This window comes from Bacillus sp. FSL K6-3149 (assembly GCF_038630515.1).
GTDB classification, from domain to species: domain Bacteria; phylum Bacillota; class Bacilli; order Bacillales; family Bacillaceae; genus Bacillus; species Bacillus pumilus.
Window position 1 is genome coordinate 2,440,144 of sequence record NZ_CP152034.1, and the last position, 22,809, is coordinate 2,462,952.

The window sequence follows — 22,809 nt, forward strand, 5'->3', positions numbered from 1 at the left end:
TTAGACATGACAAACCACAAAGTATTTGTTGCAAAAGGTGCTGGCGGATGGGGCCAAGGCTTGGAGCTTGAACCAACCGGTAAAAAAAGAAAGGTTGTTTCCATTACAGGGGGAGGCATTCACCCAGTTGCACGTAAAATTGCAGAAATGACAGGGACAGAAGCATGTGACGGCTTTAAAAACTCGATACCAGAAGATGAAATGATGTGTGTTGTCATTGACTGCGGAGGAACCGCACGAATCGGACTTTATCCAATGAAGCGCATTCCAACTGTAGACGTTTTGGCATCCTCTCCTTCTGGACCGCTTGCAAAACATATTACAGAGGATATCTTCGTATCTGGCGTCACAGAAAAAGATATTTCCTTTGCGGATGCATCAAGTGGTGAGGAAAAAGTAGAAGGTCAGGAAAACAGTGAGCCGATTGACAAGGAGAATTTCAAAGAAACCTATTCAAAACTGAAAGAGGAAAATCTCGAGCGTCAGGAAAAAGGTAATTTCCTGATGAGGTTCTCAAGAGGAATTGGGAAAGTTACCGGTACGTTCTACCAGGCTGGCCGTGATTCCGTTGATATGCTTTTGAAAAACATTATTCCATTCATGGCATTTGTCAGTATGTTAATTGGAATTATCAATTATACAAAAATTGGTGACTTGATTGCCCATTTTCTATCACCATTGGCAGGATCTATATGGGGACTCTTACTGCTCGTTGTGGTCTGTACATTGCCATTCCTATCACCTGTCTTAGGACCTGGTGCAGTCATTGCACAAGTAATCGGTGTTCTCATTGGTAGTCAAATTGCACTAGGAAATATCCCGCCTCAATTTGCACTTCCTGCACTATTTGCCATCAACGGTCAAGTAGGGTGTGATTTCATTCCAGTTGGGCTGTCACTTGGTGAAGCGAAGCCGGAAACGGTACAATATGGAGTACCAGCTGTTTTGTATAGCCGTCTCATTACAGGGGTTCTATCTGTTGTGATCGCATACGCTGCCAGCTTCGGTATGTATTAAACGCATTAAAGGAGGAATTGAGATACATGGTCACACAATCTGTCGTAAAAGAAATCGGGATCTTAGTCCCGCAATTTAAAGAAGATAAGCTGATTGTTTTATTTGGACCCGCAGCGCCGCAGGAATTAAGAGATATGTCCGTCATTCATGAGTTCGAACATTTAGAAGAAGAGCCGTTGAAACTGGGCGGTACCATTCAAGTGGGCGATCAAACGTACACGATCACAGCCCTCGGCAATAAAGCAAATGACAACTTTAAAGAACTCGGCCATATTTCGATCTACTTCCAAGAGCCGTTTGATGATGTATTACCGGGAGCTGTCTTTGCATCCCCGCACACGTTTCCTGATATAAAAGAAGGCGTACGAATTGAAATTTCGTAGCTATGAAGAAAAGCTGTTCCGTAAAAGGAGCAGCTTTTTTATGTGAGGTTTACCAGAAAGAGCAATTGCGATATGCTGTAAACATTCATTATTTGTTTATTCGGAATTTTTAATCAGGGGGAAATGATGGTGTCACTTGAATTGAAGAATGTTTCTTTAAAACGAAATGGAAAATGGCTGCTTCAGTCTGTTGACTGGCATGTGAACAAAGAGGAGCACTGGGTGCTTTACGGTTTAAATGGTGCGGGGAAAACCGCTTTATTAAATATGCTCTGCTCATATTATTTCCCTACATCAGGTGAGATGACCGTGCTGGGACATATCTTTGGCAAGGAGGCTCTTGGCGAAAAGCTCAGGAAGAAAATTGGCCTCATTTCTGCGGGACTTGAAAAGAAACTGCACAGAGACGACAATGCATTTGAAATTGTTCTCAGCGGGGCATTTGCCTCTATCGGGCTTTATGAAACCCCGACAGATGAGATAAGGGAGAAAGCCATTGATCTATTAAAAGCATTTGGTTCGTTCAAATATGCAAACCGGACATATGAAACACTCTCGCAAGGAGAAAAGCAGAAAGTCCTGATTGCGAGGGCTTTAATGAATGATCCCAAGCTCCTGATTTTAGATGAGCCTGTGACAGGTCTTGATTTTTTAGCAAGAGAACAGGTGCTGGAGACCATCTCATTCATTACTTCAAAGCCTGATGCGCCTACTTTGCTTTACACGACCCATCATGCAGAAGAGATTTTGCCTGTTTTTCAGCACACCTTATTATTAAAAGATGGGACTGTTTTTGATCAAGGGAAAACAAAAGAGATGATGACAAGCGACTTGCTTTCTTCCTTCTTTGAATGTCCGGTAGATGTGATGTGGAGAAATGGCCGTCCTCATTTAAGTAAATTGTAGATAAAAGAAACTATTGGTCTGCGTCCCTGCTTTTCCATCATACATATTATAGTAGAAAACGAAAGGCGGGGAAGGACAGATGATCAGTATTTCTGAATTCCAAATCAAGGATGTTGTCGATGTGTCCAGCGGAAAAAAACTAGGCACCATTGGGGACATTGATATCAATGTTACGAGTGGTAAAATACAAGCAATCATTATCGGCGGTACAGGTAAAATGATGGGATTTTTCGGAAAAGAAGAGGAAATGATTGTCCCGTGGCGAAATATAGTAAAAATTGGCGAAGATGTGATACTTGTCCGATTGTCTTCTTAAAATTCGTATAACTCCTCAATGAATCATTTAATGATCCTTAACATAAGCTCTCCATTCTCAGCAAACAATGTCTTTTTCGGGTAAAAAGATTACGTTTTCATATCAATTTGCAAAAAAACCTGTAGAAAGGGCACATTTGAGTGTAATATTTAATGAATCCCACTAACTGTCTACGCATGTCTTGTGGTAAAATAGGAGCGATATAAAGAGAGATGAATGAAAGGTGGGAGGCAGCTTTGACACACAATTATGACCCCTTTCAGCAGAAATCACCTTATGCAATGATGATTCATGATTGGACGAACATGACATGTTCTGGTAAAGAGGTATTAGCCGGATTTACGACAAAAAATGGCGGCTTCAGCCTTTCTCCATATCAATCATTGAACACTGGACTCCATGTAGGAGATGATGCTTCTAGTGTCCAAATGAATCGTCAAGTCATAGCAGATGCTACTGCTGTGCCGCTCTCTGATTGGGTGTTTGCAGACCAAACACACGAGGACCGCATCAAGAAAGTCACCAAGGAGCAAAGAGGAAGAGGAAGTCTTCATTATCATGAGGCACTGCCTGGAACAGACGGCTTATATACGTCTGAACCGAACATCATGCTCGCTCTTTGTTTCGCCGATTGTGTTCCGCTTTATTTTCTAGCTCCGCAACATGGCCTCATCGGAACAGCCCATGCCGGATGGAAAGGAACCGTCAAACAAATTGGTGCAAAAATGGTAGATCTATGGGTCAACCAAGAAGGTGTTAAGACCGATCAAATACAAGTCGTCATTGGACCATCCATTGGCAGCTGTTGCTACATAGTTGATGATGTGGTCTTGAATCAAGTGAAACAGCTTCCCTTTTCTACAGAGGATGTGTATTCCGAGATATCACAAGGACAATATAAATTAGACTTAAAAACATTAAACAAAAACGTATTGCTACATGCAGGGATGAAAGAAGAAAACATACATGTCAGTTCGATGTGCACAAGCTGCAATGATCAGCTATTCTTCTCACACCGGCGTGATCAAGGAAAAACAGGACGTATGATGTCTTTTGTCGGGTTTAAGGAGGCATAAGAGCAATTGAATGTACGAGAGAATCTCAGACAAATAAATGAACAAATAAACGAAGCATGTAAAAGAGCCGGCCGGAACCCAGACGATATATCAGTCGTCGCTGTCACAAAATATGTCTCAATTGAACGAGCACAAGAAGCCAAGGAAGCAGGAATTTTGCATTTTGGTGAAAATCGTGACCAAGGGTTACTTGAAAAACAAGCGGCTATAACCGATGAAAGCATTAGCTGGCACTTCATCGGCAGTTTACAAACACGAAAAGTAAAATCTGTCATTCAGAGCATTGACTACTTACATTCGCTCGACAGGATCTCTCTTGCGAATGAAATTGAAAAAAGAGCGGATCACACGGTTCGCTGTTTTGTACAGGTGAACACATCGCTGGAGGAGTCAAAACATGGCTTACAAAGTGAAGACGTGATCCCATTTGTCAAGCAGCTCGCTGATTTCAAACACATTGAAATTGCTGGACTGATGACGATGGCTCCATTTACAGATGATCACACTGTGATACGAAACTGCTTTAAAACATTAAAAAACCTTCAAGAAGAAGTAAAACATCTTAACCAAGTAAATGCACCTTGTCAGCATTTATCGATGGGCATGTCAAATGATTTTGAAATCGCAATTGAAGAAGGTGCGACATTCGTTCGGATTGGCTCTTCACTTGTTGGAAATGAAACAGGAGGTGCGTGACATGAGCATAAAAAATAAGTTTAAAAGCTTTTTCACTCTCGACGATGAAGAGTATGAGTACGAATATATTGATGAAGAAAGAGAACCAGTCCAAGAAGAAAAAGGAACAAAGGACAAAGCGGCATTTCAAGAGCGTCCGCAGACAGGAAAACAAAATGTCGTCAGCTTGCAAAGCGTGCAGAAATCCTCTAAAGTGGTGTTAAGTGAGCCGCGTGTTTATGCAGAAGCGCAGGAGATTGCAGACCATATTAAAAACAGACGTGCAGTCGTCGTCAATTTGCAGCGCATTCAGCACGATCAAGCAAAGCGAATCATCGACTTCTTAAGCGGCACTGTATATGCAATCGGTGGAGATATCCAGCGTATTGGCTCGAATATATTCCTCTGTACACCTGATAATGTAGATGTATCTGGCACAATATCAGAACTTTTGACAGAGGAAGAACCTCAGAGGTGGTAAATCATAGTGATTCTAAATTACATTTTCCAGCTTTTACAGACTGTATTAACGATTTACTCATTCGCGATTATTATTTACATCTTTATGTCATGGGTGCCATCTGCAAGAGAAACATCAATTGGGCGTTTTCTGACAAATATTTGCGAACCATATTTAGAACCATTTCGTAAAATTATTCCGCCAATTGGCATGATTGACATCTCGCCAATTGTGGCATTGCTTGTGATTCGTTTTGCATCAACATATGGACTAACTGGTCTTTACAATATGATTGCACGCTTCATGTAGACAGGCTGCCGGGCTTGGCGCTGCCAGGCTCTTTTACATAAGAGGGGAACAAAATGAGCGATATTTATCAACATTTTAGAAAAGACGAACAGCCATTTGTCGACCAAGTGTTAGGCTGGAAAAAAATCGCACTCGACCAGTATCGAATGAAATTAACAGACTTTCTTGATCCGCGTGAGCAGTTTATTACCGAGTCCGTCATCCAGCATGCTGATGAGCTTGGGATCATGTTTTTTGGCGGTTATGAGGGAGCGGAGCGCAAAAGAGCGCTCATTTATCCCGAATATTTACAACCGGCTACTCAGGATGCTGAGCTCTCTTATTTTCAGGTGAACTATGCGAAAAAGTTTATTTCGTTAGAACACCCGAAGCTCCTTGGTTCACTGATTGGGACAGGCTTGAAGCGTCAAAAATTTGGAGATTTGTTATTTTCAGAGGAAGATGTGCAATTTATTTGTACGAGTGATGTCGCCGATTTTGTTCGGGCGCAGCTGACGCATGTCGGCAGAGCCTCCGTTTCATTAGAGGAAATCACGCAGGCAGATTTAAAGCCGGTTAAGAGCAAGACTGACATCAAGGAAGATACGATTTCTTCACTGCGGCTTGATGCGGTATGTGCTGCAATCAGCCGTCAGTCTCGGCAAAAGGCACAGCTTTTGGTCAAAAATGGGCTTGTCAAAGTTAACTGGAAAGTCACTGAGGACCCTTCCTTTACAATCGGCGAAGGCGATCAGCTCTCTGTTAGGGGATTTGGCCGCTTTAGCCTCAAAACGATTGATGGGAAGACCAAAAAAGATAAATTTAAAGTAACATTTGAGCTTCTGACATAACGAACTTGAATCTGGAGGTGGCGAGGTTGCCATTAACACCTAATGATATTCATAATAAAACGTTCACAAAAAGCTTTCGCGGCTATGACGAAGATGAAGTAAACGAGTTTTTAAGCCAAGTACGTAAAGATTATGAAATTGTACTTCGTAAAAAGAACGAACTTGAAGAAAAAGTAAACGAGCTTGATGAAAGACTTGGTCATTTTGCTACAATTGAAGAGACATTAAACAAATCGATTCTTGTGGCGCAGGAAGCAGCAGAAGACGTCAAACGTCATTCTGATAAAGAAGCGAAATTGATCATTCGTGAAGCAGAGAAAAATGCCGATCGTATTATTAACGAAGCGCTATCTAAATCAAGAAAGATTGCGATGGAAATCGAAGAGCTGAAGAAGCAGTCGAAGGTCTTTAGAACTCGCTTCCAAATGCTCATCGAAGCTCAGCTTGATCTTCTAAAAAATGACGATTGGGATCATTTACTGGAATATGAAGTTGACGCTGTCTTTGACGAAAAAGAATAAGCGCATCATCTTGACATGACGTGTACAAGTTGCATATAATACCATCATAAATTAACAAGAGATAAACGTTTGAAAGGGACACTCGCAGTTGTCATATGCGTAATAAAGCGAATCAGGGATGGTGGAAGCCTGACATTACGAGACGCTGCAATGAGATCACCCCTTTAGTTCCTTTTCTGAAATGACCAGTAAGAAAAGGCGTCTGATCACGTTACGATTTTAGAGTGGATAAGCGGCTGTTTAAATAGCGCTTGTCTAAAAGGGTGGTACCGCGAGACAAGCCTTCTCGTCCCTTATGGGATGAGAGGGCTTTTTTTATTGTTTTTTAATCAGAATTTGCATATGGAGGAATGGGTATGAACTACAAAGACACCTTATTAATGCCGAAAACAGAATTCCCAATGAGAGGGAACTTGCCGAACAAAGAGCCTGAAATCCAAGAGGAGTGGGCAGAACAAGACATCTATCAAATGGTTTTAGAGCGGACAAAAGGACGCCCGACCTTTATTTTGCATGATGGACCTCCATATGCGAATGGTGACATTCATATGGGGCACGCACTCAATAAAATCCTAAAAGATTTTATTGTCCGTTTTAAATCAATGAATGGGTTCCACGCACCGTACGTACCGGGCTGGGATACACACGGCTTACCAATTGAAACAGCACTCACTAAAAATAAAAAAGTCAAACGTAAAGAAATGTCGACAGCTGAATTCCGCAAACTATGCGAGGAGTATGCATGGAAGCAAATCGAGGGTCAGCGCAATCAATTTAAGCGATTAGGCGTCAGAGCAGACTGGGACAATCCATATGTCACGTTAAAGCCTGAGTATGAAGCGCAGCAAATTCTTGTCTTCGGAGAAATGGCGAAGAGAGGCTATATTTACAAAGGACTAAAGCCTGTTAACTGGTCTCCTTCAAGTGAGTCAGCTCTTGCTGAAGCGGAAATTGAATATAAAGACAAACGTTCACCATCCATTTACGTTTCATTTAAAGTGAAAGATGGAAAAGGCGTACTTGAAAACGGCGAACAATTCATCATCTGGACAACAACACCTTGGACACTTCCTGCAAACCTTGGGATTTGTGTTCATCCAAACCTAGAGTACAGTGTTCTTCAAGTGGGTGCTGAGCGATATGTTGTCGCATCTGAGCTTGTTGAACAAGTGGCAAAAACGCTTGGCTTTGAAGAGTATGAAGTCGTGAAAACATTAAAAGGAAAAGAATTAGATAACGTCGTTGCAGAGCATCCGATCTATGGTAGAGATTCCCTTGTGATGCTTGGTGACCACGTGACAACGGATGCAGGTACAGGCTGTGTTCACACAGCACCAGGTCACGGGGAAGATGACTTTATTGTCAGCATGAAGTACGGTCTTGACGTACTATGTCCAGTAGACGAAAAAGGTGTCATGACAGAAGAAGCGCCTGGTTTTGAAGGTCTATTTTACGAGGATGCCAATAAAGCTATCACAGAACAGCTTGAAGCAAAAGGCGCGCTGAAAAAGCTCGACTTTATCACGCACTCCTACCCGCATGACTGGAGAACGAAAAAACCAACGATTTATCGTGCAACCGCTCAGTGGTTTGCTTCGATTAAAGACTTCAGAGAAGCGCTATTAGACAATATTAAAGAAACGAAATGGGTGCCAGCATGGGGCGAAACGCGCCTATTCAATATGGTGCGTGACAGAGGCGACTGGTGCATTTCAAGACAGCGTGTATGGGGCGTTCCAATTCCGGTCTTTTATGCAGAAAATGGTGAGCCGATCATCACAGATGAAACCATTCAGCATGTCTCTCAATTATTTAGAGAACATGGCTCGAATATTTGGTTTGAAAAAGAAGCGAAAGAACTATTGCCAGAAGGCTTTACACACCCAGGCAGTCCAAACGGTGAATTCACAAAAGAGCAGGACATCATGGATGTATGGTTTGATTCTGGTTCTTCTCACCAAGCTGTTTTAGAAGAAAGAGATGATCTTGTTCGTCCGGCAGACCTTTACCTTGAAGGCTCTGACCAATATCGCGGCTGGTTTAACTCTTCCTTATCAACAGCAGTTGCAGTCACTGGAAAAGCACCGTATAAAGGTGTTCTCAGCCACGGCTTTACGCTTGATAAAGAAGGACGCAAGATGAGTAAATCATTAGGCAATACAATTGACCCAACAAAGGTAGCGAAGCAGCTTGGGGCGGAGATTCTAAGACTTTGGGTATCTTCTGTCAACTATCAAGCCGATCACCCGGTGTCTGATGATATCTTAAAACAAGTAGCAGAGGTCTATCGTAAAATCCGTAACACGTTCCGCTTCCTGCACGGTAACCTATTTGACTTTGATCCAGCAGTCAATGCAGTACCTGTAGAAGAGCTTCGCGAAGTGGATCAATATATCTTGATCAAATTAAACAAATTGATTGATAAAGTGAAAAAGGCTTATGATGATTACGAATTTGCGGTCGTGTATCATGCGATTCACAATTTCTGTACAATTGAGCTAAGCTCTTTCTATCTCGACTTTGCAAAGGATGTCGTGTACATTGAGCATGCGGATCATCCAGACCGCCGTAGCATGCAGACGGTCTTCTACGAAACATTAATGGCATTAGTGAAGCTGACTGCACCAATTCTTCCGCATACAGCAGATGAATTATGGAGCCACTTAAGCTTTGTTGAAGAGCCAAGTGTTCAGTTAACAGATATGCCAGAAGGTGTGGCTGTTTCTCAAGCGGAAGCGACAGAAGCGAAGTTTGACCGCTTTATGGAAGTGCGTGACGATGTGCTAAAAGCGCTCGAAATTGCGCGTAACGAGAAAGTCATCGGACGTTCTCTTGAAGCAAGTGTGACCCTTTATGCGACAGAAGAAGTGAAAAACCTTCTTGCATCCATTAAAGAAGATGTGAAGCAGCTCTTTATCATCTCTGAATTAACTGTAGAAGATGAGCAAAATGCTGACACATCAGCACCTGAATACACTTCAGGAAGAATTTTGGTTCAAAAAGCAGAAGGAGAACTATGCGAACGTTCTCGTATTATTTCAAAAGATGTTGGTGCAAATCCGAAATACCCAACATTGTCACTGAAAAATGCTGAAATCGTGGAAAAATATTACCAGAATTAACAGTGTGATATGACCAACTAGCGCCCCGCCATATGCGGGGTGTTTTCTTTTTTGCGGAAATGACAGCGTTTAGAACGAAAGGAAAAATCTTATGGCTTTAAAGTGGACAGCCGGGGCAACAATATGATTATCACGACAGGGCAGGAGTTGAAATAGCGACATGAATGGCGATCTAGAGACGATTTACACGGAACTCCTTCAAATGAAAGAAGAGCTGCAAGCTAAACTGTTTGAATACGCATCATTTCGTTCACCCGCTGAGCATGTCTCAATGAACGAGGTCCAAACGGCCACGCTTCTTTATCACATCAAAGAAGAGCTGCAAGATGTGTCTCTCGCTATTGCAAAAATTGAGCAAGGAACCTTTGGTATATGTGAGGCAACAGGTGATGTCATTCCGCTTGAACAAATGAGTATTCTTCCTACCGCCCGCACGGCTGACGACTTTTTATATCATAAGCAATACGAGAAAAAAGCATTCACTCCTTATCCTCATGAATCAGATGATTCTCATTTTGAAGCCTTCCACATGTAGGGAGGTTTTTGTCTGTCAACTAAAGTTTCTTTACTCCTTCCTGTTTTCTTGATAAAATGCATAAAGATCAAAGTATGAAGATGGAGGAACGTGTGTGTTCTATTACATAATCGCATTCGTGATGATTTGTTTAGATCAATTAACAAAATGGCTCATTGTCAAAAATATGATGCTCGGAGATTCTTATCCGGTGATTGATGGTTTCTTTTATATCACGTCTCACCGAAATTCAGGAGCCGCATGGGGAATTCTCCAAGGACAAATGTGGTTTTTCTATGTGATCACACTCGTTGTTATTGCGGGAATTGTTTATTATTTGCAAAAGCATGGGCAAAAGGACAAGCTGCTTGGAGTTGCACTGGCCTTAATGCTTGGCGGAGCGATTGGGAATTTTATCGACCGCGTTTTCCGTCAGGAAGTGGTTGATTTTGCTCATTTCGTCTTTGGGAATTATCACTACCCAATCTTTAATATTGCAGATTCTTCTCTATGTGTAGGAGTTATTCTGCTCTTCATTCAAATGCTGTTAGATGGAAAGAAAACGAAGGAGTCAACTACATGAATCAAGTAAATATTGCCGTTTCAGAAGAACAAACGAGTGAACGGCTTGATAAATTTCTAAGCACGACAGAACCAGAATGGTCAAGAACCCAGGTCCAGCAGTGGGTAAAGGATGGGCTGATCGAGGTAAACGGGAAACAAGTGAAAGCCAATTACAAAGTACAACCTGGAGATCAGATTAAAGTCGAGATTCCAGAACCAGAAGTACTAGATGTAGAAGCAGAACCAATGGATCTTGATATTTATTATGAGGATGCAGATGTGCTAGTGGTGAATAAACCACGAGGAATGGTCGTTCATCCAGCACCAGGTCACGTGTCAGGAACGCTTGTAAATGGCCTGATGGCACATTGCACGGACTTATCAGGGATTAATGGTGTGATGCGTCCTGGAATTGTCCATCGTATTGATAAAGACACATCTGGGCTGTTAATGGTCGCAAAAAACGATATGGCGCATGAATCACTCGTCAATCAGCTTGTGGCTAAAACTGTCACAAGAAAATATACGGCCGTTGTCCATGGCATCATTCAGCATGATACAGGCACAATTGATGCCCCAATTGGCAGAGACAAAAAAGACCGCCAAAGCATGACGGTCACAAAAGAAAGTGCAAAACAAGCCGTCACTCACTTTGATGTGATTGAACGCTTTCAGGATTTCACGGTGGTGGAGTGCCGACTTGAAACAGGAAGAACACACCAAATTCGTGTTCATATGAAATATATCGGCTATCCGCTTGCAGGAGATCCGAAATATGGACCGAGAAAGACAGTCGATTTCAATGGTCAGCTGCTTCATGCAGGTGTTTTAGGATTTGATCATCCAAGAACAGGCGAATATATCGAGTTCACAGCACCAGTTCCTGCTGATATGCAAGCTTTTATCGATTCATTAAGAAATAACGATTGACAGGCCGTTCTTTTTTTGAAATAATGAACGAAGAAATGAAGATTCTTTAAAACAGTCCAGAGAGGCTGAGAAGGATAACGGATCAATTTGTGCACGTGTATGCACAAATGAACGCCCCTCTCTGCCCTTTGCAGAAGGGGCTTTTTATTTGTCAAAAAGAGGTGTAAAAGATGGAACAAAAAGCAGTCATTCTTGATGAACAAGCGATCAGACGAGCGCTTACCCGAATTGCACATGAAATGATTGAGCGCAACAAAGGGATGAAAGATGTCATCCTTGCGGGGATCAAGACTAGAGGTATTCATCTTGCAAAGCGCCTTGCAGAGCGCATCGAGCAAATTGAAGGAAATCCAGTCATAGTGGGTGAACTTGATATTACGCTATACCGTGATGACCTGACAAAAAAGACAGAGAACCAAGACCCGCTTGTGAAGGGTGCAGACATTCCAGCTGACATTAATGACAAAACACTGATTGTCGTTGACGATGTCCTGTTTACAGGCAGAACCGTCAGAGCAGCCATGGATGCCCTTGTGGATGTAGGAAGACCATCTTCCATTCAGCTTGCTGTTCTCGTCGACCGGGGACACCGGGAGCTACCGATTCGAGCGGATTATATCGGGAAGAACATTCCGACATCAAAAGCAGAGACAGTTATGGTTCAACTGAATGAAGTAGATCAAAACGACCTTGTCGCTATATATGAAAAATAACCTTTTTAAATGCATTCCAGAGAGTTTGCAAAGAGGGCAATAACAGAGATACCGAGCACGGCAAACATGACGTGTACGGTTTTTCTAGGCCTCTTTGCGCATACTCGCAAAGAGGCTTTTTTAATGAAAAAGGACACATCTAGGAGGAAAATCATGAGTCAGCAAAAAGCCAATTTAGGCATTCGAGATATCCCAAAACCGTTCACATGGCTGTCACTTAGCCTTCAGCATTTGTTTGCCATGTTTGGTGCAACCATTCTAGTACCAAAAATCATCGATATGAGTCCAGCGGTCGCGCTCATCTCAAGTGGTGTTGGAACCATAGTTTACTTAATCATCACAAGAGGCCAAATTCCAGCGTATCTTGGATCGTCCTTTGCCTTTATCGCCCCCATACTGAATGTGAAAGCCACAGGCGGCCCTGGAGCCGCCATGGTGGGTGCCTTCATGGCGGGTGTCGCTTATGCACTCATTGCACTATTTATTAAATGGCTCGGCACAGGCTGGCTGATGAAACTTCTACCGCCGGTCGTCGTAGGGCCGGTCATTATGGTCATCGGACTCGGACTCGCTGGAACAGCTGTCAACATGGCGATGTATGCTGATCCGAATGCAACCGAGCTTGTTTACAGCCTGAAGCACCTAATGGTCGCCGGCTTCACACTGGCTGTCACGATTATCAGCATGATTTTCCTAAGAGGATTCCTTAGCTTGATCCCAGTATTAATCGGCATTATCAGCGGCTATCTCTTTGCCTTATCACAAGGCATTGTGAACTTCCAGCCGGTCATTGATGCAAAATGGTTTGCTGTACCAGACTTCGTTGTACCATTTGTGGACTACACACCAGCTGTGACTTTAAGCATTCTCACCGTAATGGTGCCGGTTGCCTTTGTGACAATGTCTGAGCACATCGGCCACCAAGTGGTGTTAAGTAAAGTTGTAGGGCAAGATTTCATTAAAAAACCTGGTCTTCACCGCTCCATTTTAGGAGACAGTGCGGCGACAATCTTCGCTTCACTCATTGGCGGACCGCCGACAACAACGTATGGAGAGAACATCGGCGTCCTTGCCATCACAAGAGTGTTCAGTATCTTCGTCATCGGCGGAGCAGCAGTATTTGCAATCTGCTTCGGCTTTGTCGGAAAAATTTCAGCATTAATCAGTACAGTGCCGTCCGCGGTCATGGGAGGCGTTTCATTCTTGCTCTTTGGGATCATTGCCTCAAGCGGCCTGAGAATCCTGATTGATCATAAAGTGAATTTTGAAGAAAAGCGTAATCTCATTATCGCATCAGTCATCTTAGTCATCGGAATTGGCGGGGCATTCATTGAGGTGAAACAAATCAACCTCACACTATCTGGAATGGCACTTGCTGCCATCACGGGTGTCCTGTTGAACCTGATCCTGCCGCAGCAAAAAGCGGAGGATGACGAGTCAAATGAATCGAATACAGAAAACCTTTTAAAAGAAGTCCAGTGAGGCTGACAAGGGTTCTAAAATGAGCAGAATGCACGAACGTGCCGCTGCTTCTTTTGGAGAACCCTAAGCTGCCGAGGCTTAGGGTTTTTTTGAACCTGAAAGTGATGAAAAACTAGAGGGGGAAGAAAAAATGAATGATTTATCGACAATGAGCAGCTTGTCTAAAGAAGAGATTTTACAGCTGATTGAAGAAGCAACGACTCTCAAAAAGGGGAAGCAAGAGCTTGGTTTAGCGGGAGAATTTGTAGCAAATCTCTTTTTTGAACCAAGCACAAGAACACGATTTAGCTTCGAAGTCGCCGAAAAGAAGCTGGGGATGAATGTACTAAGCTTAGATGCGGCAAGCACCTCTGTTCAAAAAGGCGAAACTCTTTACGATACGGTAAAAACGCTCGAATCCATCGGCGTGAAAGCTTGTGTGATCAGAGACAGCACCGATGAATATTACAACGAACTGATCGGGAAGGTTGGGATTCCCATCATCAATGCTGGAGATGGCTGCGGGCAGCACCCGACCCAATCACTGCTTGACCTAATGACCATCTATGAAGAGTTTGGCGGCTTTGAGGGCTTAACGATTTCGATTCATGGAGACATCAAGCACAGCAGGGTGGCAAGGTCGAATGCGGAAGTACTCTCAAGGCTCGGAGCGACAGTCCTTTTCTCAGGACCTGCTTCCTTCCAAGATGAGCAAAATCCTCACGGAACGTATGTCCAAGTAGACGAAGCCATTAGACAATCTGATGTGGTGATGCTGCTTAGAATCCAGCATGAACGGCACGCTAAAAAAATGGGTAATGAAGATTACTTATCGACTTATGGATTAACAGTAAACAGGGCAAACAACATGAAAGAACGAGCCATTATCATGCATCCAGCACCAGTAAACAGGGGTGTGGAGATAGATGATTCTTTAGTGGAATCAAAGCAGTCACGAATTTTCAAGCAAATGGAAAATGGCGTTTATGTCCGAATGGCGGTATTAAAAAGAGCTTTTCAAAATAGCAGACTACATCAAAAAGGGAGAGATTCTGTCTATGTCGTATCTCATTAAAAACGGTTTTATCTTAACAAGCACAGGTGAAAAAGTGCAGCAGGATATTAGGGTAGAAGGAAAAGTGATTCAAGCGATTGGTCATTTAGAAAGAGAAGACGGAGAAGAGGTCATTGATGCTAAAGGGCTATTTGTTTCACCAGGCTTAATTGATCTGCATGTACATTTAAGAGAGCCAGGCGGAGAGAAAAAGGAAACGATTGAAACAGGCTCTAAAGCAGCAGCAAGAGGCGGCTATACGACGATTGCAGCGATGCCGAATACACGCCCAGTTCCAGATACAAAAGAGCAAATGGAATGGCTCATGAATCGAATCGAAGAGACCTCTTCTGTCAGAGTACTGCCATACGCCTCCATCACAACTAGACAAATTGGGGAAGAGATGACAGACTTTGCAGCACTAAAAGAAGCAGGCGCCTTCGCTTTCACAGATGACGGGGTTGGCATCCAAACAGCAGGTATGATGTACGAAGCGATGAAAAAGGCAGCAAGTCTTGATCAAGCCATTGTCGCGCACTGTGAGGATAACTCGCTCATTTACGGAGGATGCGTTCATGAAGGAGAATTTTCAAAAGCGAATGAATTAAACGGAATACCGTCCATTTGTGAATCGGTGCATATTGCAAGAGATGTTCTTTTAGCAGAAGCAGCGAACTGTCATTATCATGTATGTCATATCAGTACGAAAGAATCTGTGCGAGTCGTTCGCGATGCAAAAAAAGCAGGCATCCGTGTGACGGCAGAGGTGTCACCGCATCACCTGCTCCTATGTGATGCAGACATCCCAGGGCTTGATACGAACTATAAAATGAACCCGCCTCTTAGAGGAAAAGAGGATCGCGAGGCACTAATCGAGGGACTGTTAGATGGAACGATTGATTTCATCGCAACAGACCATGCACCGCATACAGAAGAAGAAAAGAACGAAACGATGCAGCGCGCACCTTTTGGAATAGTTGGGCTTGAAACAGCGTTCCCGCTTCTTTACACGCGATTTGTCAAAACAGGCGAATGGACATTAAAAGAACTCGTTGATTATATGACGATCAAGCCAGCAGAAGCCTTCTCCCTTCCTTATGGAAAGCTGGAAGAAGGACAAACAGCTGATATTACACTCATTGATCTAAACAAAGAAATGGCAATCGATAAAAAGAGCTTCTTATCAAAAGGACAAAATACACCGTTTGACAAATTGACTGTATCAGGATGGCCGGTCATGACACTTGCATCTGGGAAAGTCGTGTATGAAGAGGGGAGACTAGTAAAATGAAGAGACGCTTAGTGCTAGAAAACGGAACAGTATTCGAAGGAACAGGCTTTGGCAACTTAGAATCATCAGTCGGAGAAGTCGTCTTTAATACAGGGATGACAGGCTATCAAGAAATTTTATCTGATCCATCATACTGCGGACAAATTGTCACACTCACTTACCCGCTCATCGGCAACTATGGCATTAACCGTGATGATTTTGAATCGATCACACCGTTTGTAAAAGGGCTGATTGTGAAGGAACTTTGTGAAAAGCCCTCAAACTGGCGCTCTTCATACTCACTAGATGAATACTTAAAAATGAAAAACATTCCAGGCCTTAGCGGAATCGATACACGAAAGCTGACGAGAATGATTCGAAGTGCAGGGACTTTAAGAGGGGCATTTGCAGGACCGGATGAACAAGTGGAAGACGTGGTGCGCCGTCTACAAACAATGCAGCTGCCGACTGATCAAGTGAGTCAAGTATCTGTGAAAAATGCGTATCCAAGCCCAGGAAGAGGAAAAAGAATTGTCCTTGTCGATTTCGGCATGAAGCACGGCATTTTGCGCGAGCTCAATAAACGGGACTGTGATGTCATCGTGGTGCCGTACAATATCAAGGCAGATGAAGTGCTACAGTTAAAGCCTGATGGAATCATGCTTTCAAACGGCCCTGGGGATCCTGTTGATGTACCGGAAGCAGTCGAGATGATTCAGCAATTGATTGGAAAAGTTCCACTCTTTGGCATTTGCCTTGGACATCAATTATTCGCGCTTGCATGCGGCGCAAGTACTGAAAAAATGAAATTCGGTCACAGAGGATCGAATCACCCAGTGAAAGAACTAGCAACCGGCAAGGTCACCCTGACAGCTCAAAACCACGGCTACACAGTTAGTGCCATTAACGAGGACGTGCTCGAAGTCACACACATCGCACTAAACGACAATACAATTGAAGGCTTAAAACATAAAGAAGCACCAGCATTCACTGTCCAGTACCACCCAGAAGCATCACCAGGTCCAGAAGATGCGAACTACTTATTCGACCAGTTCATGGACATGATTCATACAACTGAGAAAGAAGGGGAAGAAGTATGCCAAAACGCGTAGACATCAAAAAGATTTTAGTTATCGGTTCAGGTCCAATCATCATTGGTCAGGCAGCGGAGTTTGACTATGCAGGCACACAGGCTTGCTTAGCACTGAAAGAAGAAGGCTATGAAGTCGTTCTTGTGAATTCCAATCCAGCGACCATCATGACAGATACAGAAATGGCCGATAAGGTATACATCGAACCACTGACACCAGAATTCTTAACACGAATCATTCGAAAAGAACGTCCTGATGCGATCTTGCCAACACTTGGCGGACAAACTGGACTTAACCTTGCTGTTGAATTATCAGACCTTGGCGTATTAGCTGAATGTGGTGTTGAAGTATTAGGAACAAAACTTTCAGCTATTCAAAAAGCAGAGGACAGAGATCTATTCCGTAATTTGATGAATGAACTAAATGAGCCTGTACCAGAAAGTGAAATCATCCATAACCTAGAAGAAGCGATGGCGTTTACGAATCAAATTGGTTTCCCTGTCATTGTGAGACCAGCTTATACATTAGGCGGAACAGGCGGCGGAATTTGTACAAACGAGCAAGAGCTGAAGGAAATCGTCGAAAACGGTTTGAAGCTAAGCCCAGTCACACAATGCTTACTTGAAAAAAGTATTGCAGGCTTTAAAGAAATTGAATATGAAGTCATGCGTGATAGCGGTGATCATGCGATCGTTGTTTGTAACATGGAAAACTTTGATCCAGTCGGTATCCACACAGGAGACAGTATCGTTGTGGCGCCAAGCCAAACGTTAAGTGACCGTGAATATCAGCTGCTTCGCAATGTGTCGCTCAAGCTGATCCGGGCACTTGGGATTGAAGGCGGATGTAACGTACAGCTGGCAATTGACCCAGACAGCTTTCAATACTATATCATCGAAGTAAATCCGCGCGTGAGTCGCTCTTCTGCACTTGCGTCGAAAGCAACTGGTTATCCAATTGCCAAACTTGCAGCGAAAATTGCTGTCGGCTTAACGCTTGATGAAATGATGAACCCAGTCACAGGTAAAACCTATGCCGCCTTCGAACCGGCACTTGACTATATTGTGTCTAAAATTCCGCGCTGGCCGTTTGATAAATTCGAATCGGCCAACAGACGTCTTGGTACGCAAATGAAAGCAACGGGTGAAGTGATGGCGATCGGTCGTACATTAGAAGAGTCTCTTCTAAAGGCTGTTCGTTCACTTGAAGCGGATGTGCACCACATTGAATTAAAAGATGAAGCAGATATCACAAACGAAGTGCTTGAAAAGCGGATTATCAAGGCGGGAGACGAACGATTATTCTATATCGCCGAGGCACTTAGAAGAGGCTATACGGTTGAACAAATACATGAGTTCTCAAAAATTGATTACTTCTTCCTTCATAAACTGGAAGGCATCATCGCTTTTGAAAAGACATTAAAAGAAAACAAAGGCAATACAGACGTATTAAAAGAAGCGAAAGAAAAAGGCTTCTCAGACATCTATATTAGCCGCGAGTGGAATATGAATGAAGCGGATGTCTATACGCTAAGACAAGAAGCAAGCATCGTACCTGTTTACAAAATGGTAGATACTTGTGCGGCTGAATTTGAATCCGAGACGCCATATTTCTACAGCACATATGAAGATGAAAATGAATCAGAACGTACAGACAAGAAAAGCGTCATCGTATTAGGCTCAGGTCCTATCAGAATCGGTCAAGGAGTAGAATTTGATTATGCGACCGTTCATTCTGTGTGGGCAATTAAACAAGCAGGGTATGAAGCAATCATTATTAACAACAACCCTGAAACGGTCTCAACAGACTTTAGTATTTCGGACAAGCTCTACTTTGAACCACTCACTGTAGAAGATGTGATGCACATCATCGATCTAGAGCAACCTGAAGGAGTCGTTGTCCAGTTCGGCGGTCAAACAGCAATCAACCTAGCAGATGAATTATCAAATAGAGGGGTGAAGATTCTCGGCACTTCTCTTGAAGACCTAGACCGAGCTGAAAACAGGGACAAGTTTGAACAAACATTAGAAGCACTCGGCGTGCCGCAGCCTAAAGGAAAAACAGCTACTTCTGTGCCTCAAGCTGTAGCGATTGCCAATCAGATCGGCTACCCAGTCCTTGTCCGTCCTTCCTATGTATTAGGCGGTCGTGCGATGGAAATTGTTTATCAAGAAGCCGAGCTTCTTCACTACATGGAGAATGCAGTGAAAGTCAATCCGCAGCACCCAGTCTTAATTGACAAATATTTAACAGGAAAAGAAATCGAAGTAGATGCCGTGTCTGATGGCGAAACTGTCGTGATCCCTGGCATTATGGAACACATTGAAAGAGCCGGGGTTCACTCTGGTGACTCGATTGCGGTTTACCCGCCGCAAACATTGTCTGAAGAGATCAAAGCGAAGATCGCAGAATACACGATCAAGCTTGCAAAAGGACTCAACATTATTGGGCTGCTAAACATTCAATTTGTTCTCTCAAAAGGTGAAGTGTTCGTACTTGAAGTGAACCCGCGTTCAAGCCGGACAGTTCCTTTCTTAAGTAAAATCACGGGCATCCCGATGGCAAACCTAGCGACAAAAGTCATTTTAGGAGAAAAACTCAAAAACTATGGCTACGAAGAAGGACTTCACACAGAGCAAGAAGGGGTGTACGTCAAAGTTCCAGTCTTCTCTTTTGCAAAACTAAGAAGAGTCGATATTACACTTGGACCTGAAATGAAATCGACAGGTGAAGTCATGGGGAAAGATGTCACAATCGAAAAAGCTCTTTACAAAGGATTAATTGCATCAGGCATTCAAATTCCTAAAGATGGGACAGTTCTTCTGACAGTTGCTGACAAGGATAAAGAAGAAGGACTGGAGATTGCGAGAAGATTCCATTCAATCGGCTACCATATTTTAGCGACAGAAGGAACAGCGAATTACTTAAAACAAGCCTCCATCCCATCAAGTGTTGTCGGCAAAATAGGAGAAGAAGGCAAAAACCTTCTCGATGTCATTCGAAACGGGGAAGCCCAATTTGTCATCAACACTCTGACAAAAGGAAAACAGCCGGCAAGAGACGGCTTTAGAATCAGACGTGAAGCTGTTGAAAATGGCGTAGCTTGCTTAACGTCGCTAGATACAGCAGAAGCGATTTTAAGAGTACTAGAAAGCATGACATTTAGAGCGGACGAAATGCCAGAAGTGAAAACGAATGCTGAGGTGACAGTAACGATATGAAAAAAGCATACTTGACGGTCGTCTCAAATCGAGAGATCGCTGATCATATTTACGAAATGACATTAAAAGGTGACCTTGTGGACTCCTTTCAAACGGCTGGACAATTTCTTCATATCAAGGTCAGCGAGTCCATGACACCGCTGCTGAGAAGACCGATCAGTATTGCCAATATTCATGCCGAGAAGCAAGAAGCAACCATCATCTATCGCGCAGAGGGAGAGGGCACAAAGCTTCTTTCCCAAAGGCGGGATGGGGAATCCATCGATGTCTTAGGGCCGCTTGGCAACGGGTACGATCCTTCAGTTGTTCAGCCAGGTCAGACAGCGTTACTAGTCGGTGGTGGAATTGGAGTACCGCCTTTATATGAGCTGTCCAAACGTTTAACGAAAAAAGGCGTCATCGTCAAGCATGTCCTTGGCTTTCAATCGAAAAAGGATGTATTTTACGAGGAGAAATTCCAAGCACTCGGAGATACATTTATCGCAACAGTTGATGGGACATATGGCGCAAAGGGCTTCGTGACAAGTGTCATTGAAGAGAATGATTTGAGCTTTGATGTCATGCTTTCCTGCGGGCCGACCCCTATGTTAAAAGCACTAAAAGACTCTTACCCCGATAAGCCTGTCTACATTTCAATGGAAGAACGAATGGGCTGCGGAATTGGTGCTTGCTTTGCATGTGTCTGTCATACCGATCAGCACGAAAAAGCTTACGTCAAAGTCTGTCTGGACGGACCTGTATTTAAAGCAGAGGAGGTGGCGTTGTCATGCTAAACGTTGAGTTACCCGGCTTATCTTTAAAGAATCCGATTATCCCTGCATCAGGCTGCTTTGGATTCGGGAGAGAATTTGCTTCATTATACGACTTATCCGTGCTTGGCGGTATCATGATCAAAGCCACAACCTTAGAGCCGAGATTTGGCAACCCGACACCAAGGGTAGCGGAGACAGGTGCCGGGATGCTCAATGCCATCGGTCTTCAAAATCCTGGCCTAAAAGGCGTGCTGGAAAATGAATTGCCTTGGCTTGAGCAGTTTGATACGCCTATTATTGCAAACGTCGCTGGCTCACAGGTCGATGATTATGTTGAAGTAGCGAAGCAGATCAGCCAAGCAAAAAATGTCCATGCCCTTGAACTGAATATCTCGTGTCCGAATGTCAAAACAGGCGGAATTGCCTTTGGTACAGATCCTCAAATGGCAGCAGCATTGACAAAAGCGGTGAAGGACGTGTCCTCCGTTCCTGTCTATGTCAAACTGTCTCCTAACGTAGCTAATATTGTGGAGATTGCTCAAGCGATTGAATGTGCTGGAGCGGATGGACTCACGATGATTAACACGTTAATCGGTATGCGTTTAGATTTAAAAACAGGGAAACCGATTCTTGCCAATAAAACAGGCGGATTATCAGGCCCTGCGGTCAAACCTGTCGCTGTGCGCATGGTACATGAGGTCAGTCAAGCGGTTTCTATCCCGATTATCGGAATGGGCGGAGTGCAAAATGCTGAAGATGTACTTGAATTTTTACTAGCAGGTGCGAGTGCAGTAGCTGTTGGCACAGCCAATTTTGTAAACCCATTTATTTGCCCAGAAATCATAGAAGAACTGCCAAATGTATTAGCAGCCTATGGGTATTCATCTGTAGAGGAATGTATCGGAAGGAGCTGGAAACATGAAGCACTTGCCCATCATCGCGCTTGATTTTCCATCAGGGCAGGAGGCGCTTGCCTTTTTAGAACCCTTTGAAGGGACACCATTATTTGTGAAGGTCGGCATGGAGCTGTTTTACCAAGAAGGACCTGCCATCCTTGACGCACTTAAAGAAAAAAATTGCCACATTTTCCTCGACCTCAAATTACATGACATTCCAACAACGGTGCAAAAAGCAATGAACCGGCTTGCCGCACTTGGCGTTGATCTAGTCAATGTACATGCTGCTGGCGGGAAACAGATGATGCAAGCTGCGTTAGAAGGGCTTGAAAGCGGAACGCCTGCTGGGCAAAAACGTCCGGGCATTATTGCAGTGACTCAGCTGACGAGTACATCTGAAGACATGATGAGAAGCGAATTACTCATAGACCGTCCGCTGCAAGAGACTGTCATCCGGTACGGTCAATTGGCACATGAAAGTGGACTAGACGGTGTTGTTTGCTCTGTTCATGAATCCAAAGCCCTTCATGAGCACATCTCACCTGACTTCCTCACTGTTACGCCAGGGATTCGTTTACTAAATGATCAAACCGATGATCAAAAGCGTGTGGCAACCCCTGCTTATGCAAAAGAGCAAGGTGTTTCACAAATTGTTGTCGGAAGGTCAATCACAAAAGCTGAAAAACCATTGGAAGCCTATCATCAAATTTTGAAAGAGTGGGAGTGAC

Annotated in this window: 23 protein-coding genes and 1 other annotated feature; all 23 genes read left to right on the forward strand. The window is 43.6% G+C overall.

Annotated elements, in window-relative coordinates:
* Window positions 1-6 precede the first annotated feature (6 nt).
* The 23 genes from MHB83_RS12335 to pyrF all read left to right on the forward strand — a co-directional run bounded on the left by MHB83_RS12335 (window position 7) and on the right by pyrF (window position 22,808).
* Entirely contained in the window at window positions 7-1,017 is a 1,011-nt protein-coding gene (locus MHB83_RS12335) for a PTS glucitol/sorbitol transporter subunit IIB (protein WP_137054662.1), read from the forward strand.
* A 26-nt stretch (window positions 1,018-1,043) separates the two neighbouring features.
* Window positions 1,044-1,400 (forward strand): PTS glucitol/sorbitol transporter subunit IIA, encoded by a 357-nt coding sequence (locus MHB83_RS12340; protein ID WP_007499733.1) that lies wholly within the window; start codon window positions 1,044-1,046, stop codon window positions 1,398-1,400.
* A gap of 129 nt (window positions 1,401-1,529) precedes the next feature.
* Window positions 1,530-2,306, forward strand: a complete 777-nt coding sequence (locus MHB83_RS12345) for an ABC transporter ATP-binding protein (protein ID WP_342496368.1) — start codon at window positions 1,530-1,532, stop codon at window positions 2,304-2,306.
* Between the two features lie 79 nt (window positions 2,307-2,385).
* Entirely contained in the window at window positions 2,386-2,622 is a 237-nt protein-coding gene (locus tag MHB83_RS12350; protein WP_008344958.1) for a YlmC/YmxH family sporulation protein, read from the forward strand.
* A gap of 212 nt (window positions 2,623-2,834) precedes the next feature.
* Window positions 2,835-3,698 (forward strand): peptidoglycan editing factor PgeF, encoded by an 864-nt coding sequence (gene pgeF, locus MHB83_RS12355; RefSeq protein WP_212045841.1) that lies wholly within the window; start codon window positions 2,835-2,837, stop codon window positions 3,696-3,698.
* Between the two features lie 6 nt (window positions 3,699-3,704).
* Entirely contained in the window at window positions 3,705-4,394 is a 690-nt protein-coding gene (locus MHB83_RS12360; protein ID WP_106028978.1) for a YggS family pyridoxal phosphate-dependent enzyme, read from the forward strand.
* Between the two features lies 1 nt (window position 4,395).
* The gene (sepF, locus tag MHB83_RS12365) at window positions 4,396-4,854 is read left to right on the forward strand and encodes a cell division protein SepF (protein ID WP_003212271.1); all 459 of its coding nucleotides are present in this window, start codon (window positions 4,396-4,398) and stop codon (window positions 4,852-4,854) included.
* A 6-nt stretch (window positions 4,855-4,860) separates the two neighbouring features.
* Window positions 4,861-5,142 carry a YggT family protein gene (locus MHB83_RS12370; RefSeq protein WP_106028977.1) on the forward strand — a complete coding sequence of 94 codons (282 nt, stop codon included), beginning with the start codon at window positions 4,861-4,863 and terminating at the stop codon, window positions 5,140-5,142.
* 53 nt (window positions 5,143-5,195) lie between these two features.
* Window positions 5,196-5,972 carry an RNA-binding protein gene (locus MHB83_RS12375; RefSeq protein WP_212045842.1) on the forward strand — a complete coding sequence of 259 codons (777 nt, stop codon included), beginning with the start codon at window positions 5,196-5,198 and terminating at the stop codon, window positions 5,970-5,972.
* Window positions 5,973-5,998: 26 nt separating this feature from the next.
* Window positions 5,999-6,493, forward strand: a complete 495-nt coding sequence (locus tag MHB83_RS12380; RefSeq protein ID WP_003211323.1) for a DivIVA domain-containing protein — start codon at window positions 5,999-6,001, stop codon at window positions 6,491-6,493.
* Window positions 6,494-6,554: 61 nt separating this feature from the next.
* Window positions 6,555-6,790 (forward strand) — a binding site (T-box leader).
* A gap of 59 nt (window positions 6,791-6,849) precedes the next feature.
* Window positions 6,850-9,615: an isoleucine--tRNA ligase gene (gene ileS / locus MHB83_RS12385; protein ID WP_339162060.1), complete on the forward strand. Its 2,766-nt coding sequence runs from the start codon at window positions 6,850-6,852 to the stop codon at window positions 9,613-9,615.
* Window positions 9,616-9,775: 160 nt separating this feature from the next.
* Complete coding sequence (locus MHB83_RS12390) at window positions 9,776-10,150, forward strand: TraR/DksA family transcriptional regulator (protein WP_050945086.1); 375 nt, start codon at window positions 9,776-9,778, stop codon at window positions 10,148-10,150.
* A gap of 94 nt (window positions 10,151-10,244) precedes the next feature.
* Window positions 10,245-10,712: a signal peptidase II gene (gene lspA / locus MHB83_RS12395; protein ID WP_012009890.1), complete on the forward strand. Its 468-nt coding sequence runs from the start codon at window positions 10,245-10,247 to the stop codon at window positions 10,710-10,712.
* Entirely contained in the window at window positions 10,709-11,623 is a 915-nt protein-coding gene (locus tag MHB83_RS12400; RefSeq protein ID WP_342496369.1) for an RluA family pseudouridine synthase, read from the forward strand. Before lspA ends, MHB83_RS12400 begins: the two co-directional genes overlap by 4 nt.
* Window positions 11,624-11,793: 170 nt before the next feature.
* Window positions 11,794-12,336, forward strand: coding sequence for a bifunctional pyr operon transcriptional regulator/uracil phosphoribosyltransferase PyrR (pyrR, locus tag MHB83_RS12405; RefSeq protein ID WP_003211705.1), 543 nt, complete (start codon window positions 11,794-11,796; stop codon window positions 12,334-12,336).
* 153 nt (window positions 12,337-12,489) lie between these two features.
* A complete protein-coding gene (locus MHB83_RS12410) occupies window positions 12,490-13,818 on the forward strand; it encodes a solute carrier family 23 protein (protein ID WP_050945084.1) in 1,329 nt (442 codons plus the stop codon).
* Between the two features lie 130 nt (window positions 13,819-13,948).
* A complete protein-coding gene (locus MHB83_RS12415; protein ID WP_137054656.1) occupies window positions 13,949-14,872 on the forward strand; it encodes an aspartate carbamoyltransferase catalytic subunit in 924 nt (307 codons plus the stop codon).
* Complete coding sequence (locus MHB83_RS12420) at window positions 14,856-16,142, forward strand: dihydroorotase (RefSeq protein ID WP_106035795.1); 1,287 nt, start codon at window positions 14,856-14,858, stop codon at window positions 16,140-16,142. Before MHB83_RS12415 ends, MHB83_RS12420 begins: the two co-directional genes overlap by 17 nt.
* Window positions 16,139-17,233, forward strand: coding sequence for a carbamoyl phosphate synthase small subunit (locus MHB83_RS12425; protein ID WP_342496370.1), 1,095 nt, complete (start codon window positions 16,139-16,141; stop codon window positions 17,231-17,233). The genes MHB83_RS12420 and MHB83_RS12425 overlap by 4 nt, the downstream gene beginning before the upstream one ends.
* Window positions 17,218-20,433 (forward strand): carbamoyl-phosphate synthase (glutamine-hydrolyzing) large subunit, encoded by a 3,216-nt coding sequence (carB, locus tag MHB83_RS12430; protein WP_050945080.1) that lies wholly within the window; start codon window positions 17,218-17,220, stop codon window positions 20,431-20,433. The genes MHB83_RS12425 and carB overlap by 16 nt, the downstream gene beginning before the upstream one ends.
* Window positions 20,430-21,206, forward strand: a complete 777-nt coding sequence (locus MHB83_RS12435; RefSeq protein WP_003211895.1) for a dihydroorotate dehydrogenase electron transfer subunit — start codon at window positions 20,430-20,432, stop codon at window positions 21,204-21,206. The genes carB and MHB83_RS12435 overlap by 4 nt, the downstream gene beginning before the upstream one ends.
* Window positions 21,200-22,132 (forward strand): dihydroorotate dehydrogenase, encoded by a 933-nt coding sequence (locus tag MHB83_RS12440; RefSeq protein ID WP_226805159.1) that lies wholly within the window; start codon window positions 21,200-21,202, stop codon window positions 22,130-22,132. Before MHB83_RS12435 ends, MHB83_RS12440 begins: the two co-directional genes overlap by 7 nt.
* A complete protein-coding gene (gene pyrF / locus MHB83_RS12445; RefSeq protein WP_106028971.1) occupies window positions 22,104-22,808 on the forward strand; it encodes an orotidine-5'-phosphate decarboxylase in 705 nt (234 codons plus the stop codon). Before MHB83_RS12440 ends, pyrF begins: the two co-directional genes overlap by 29 nt.
* The last annotated feature ends 1 nt before the right edge of the window (window position 22,809 follow it).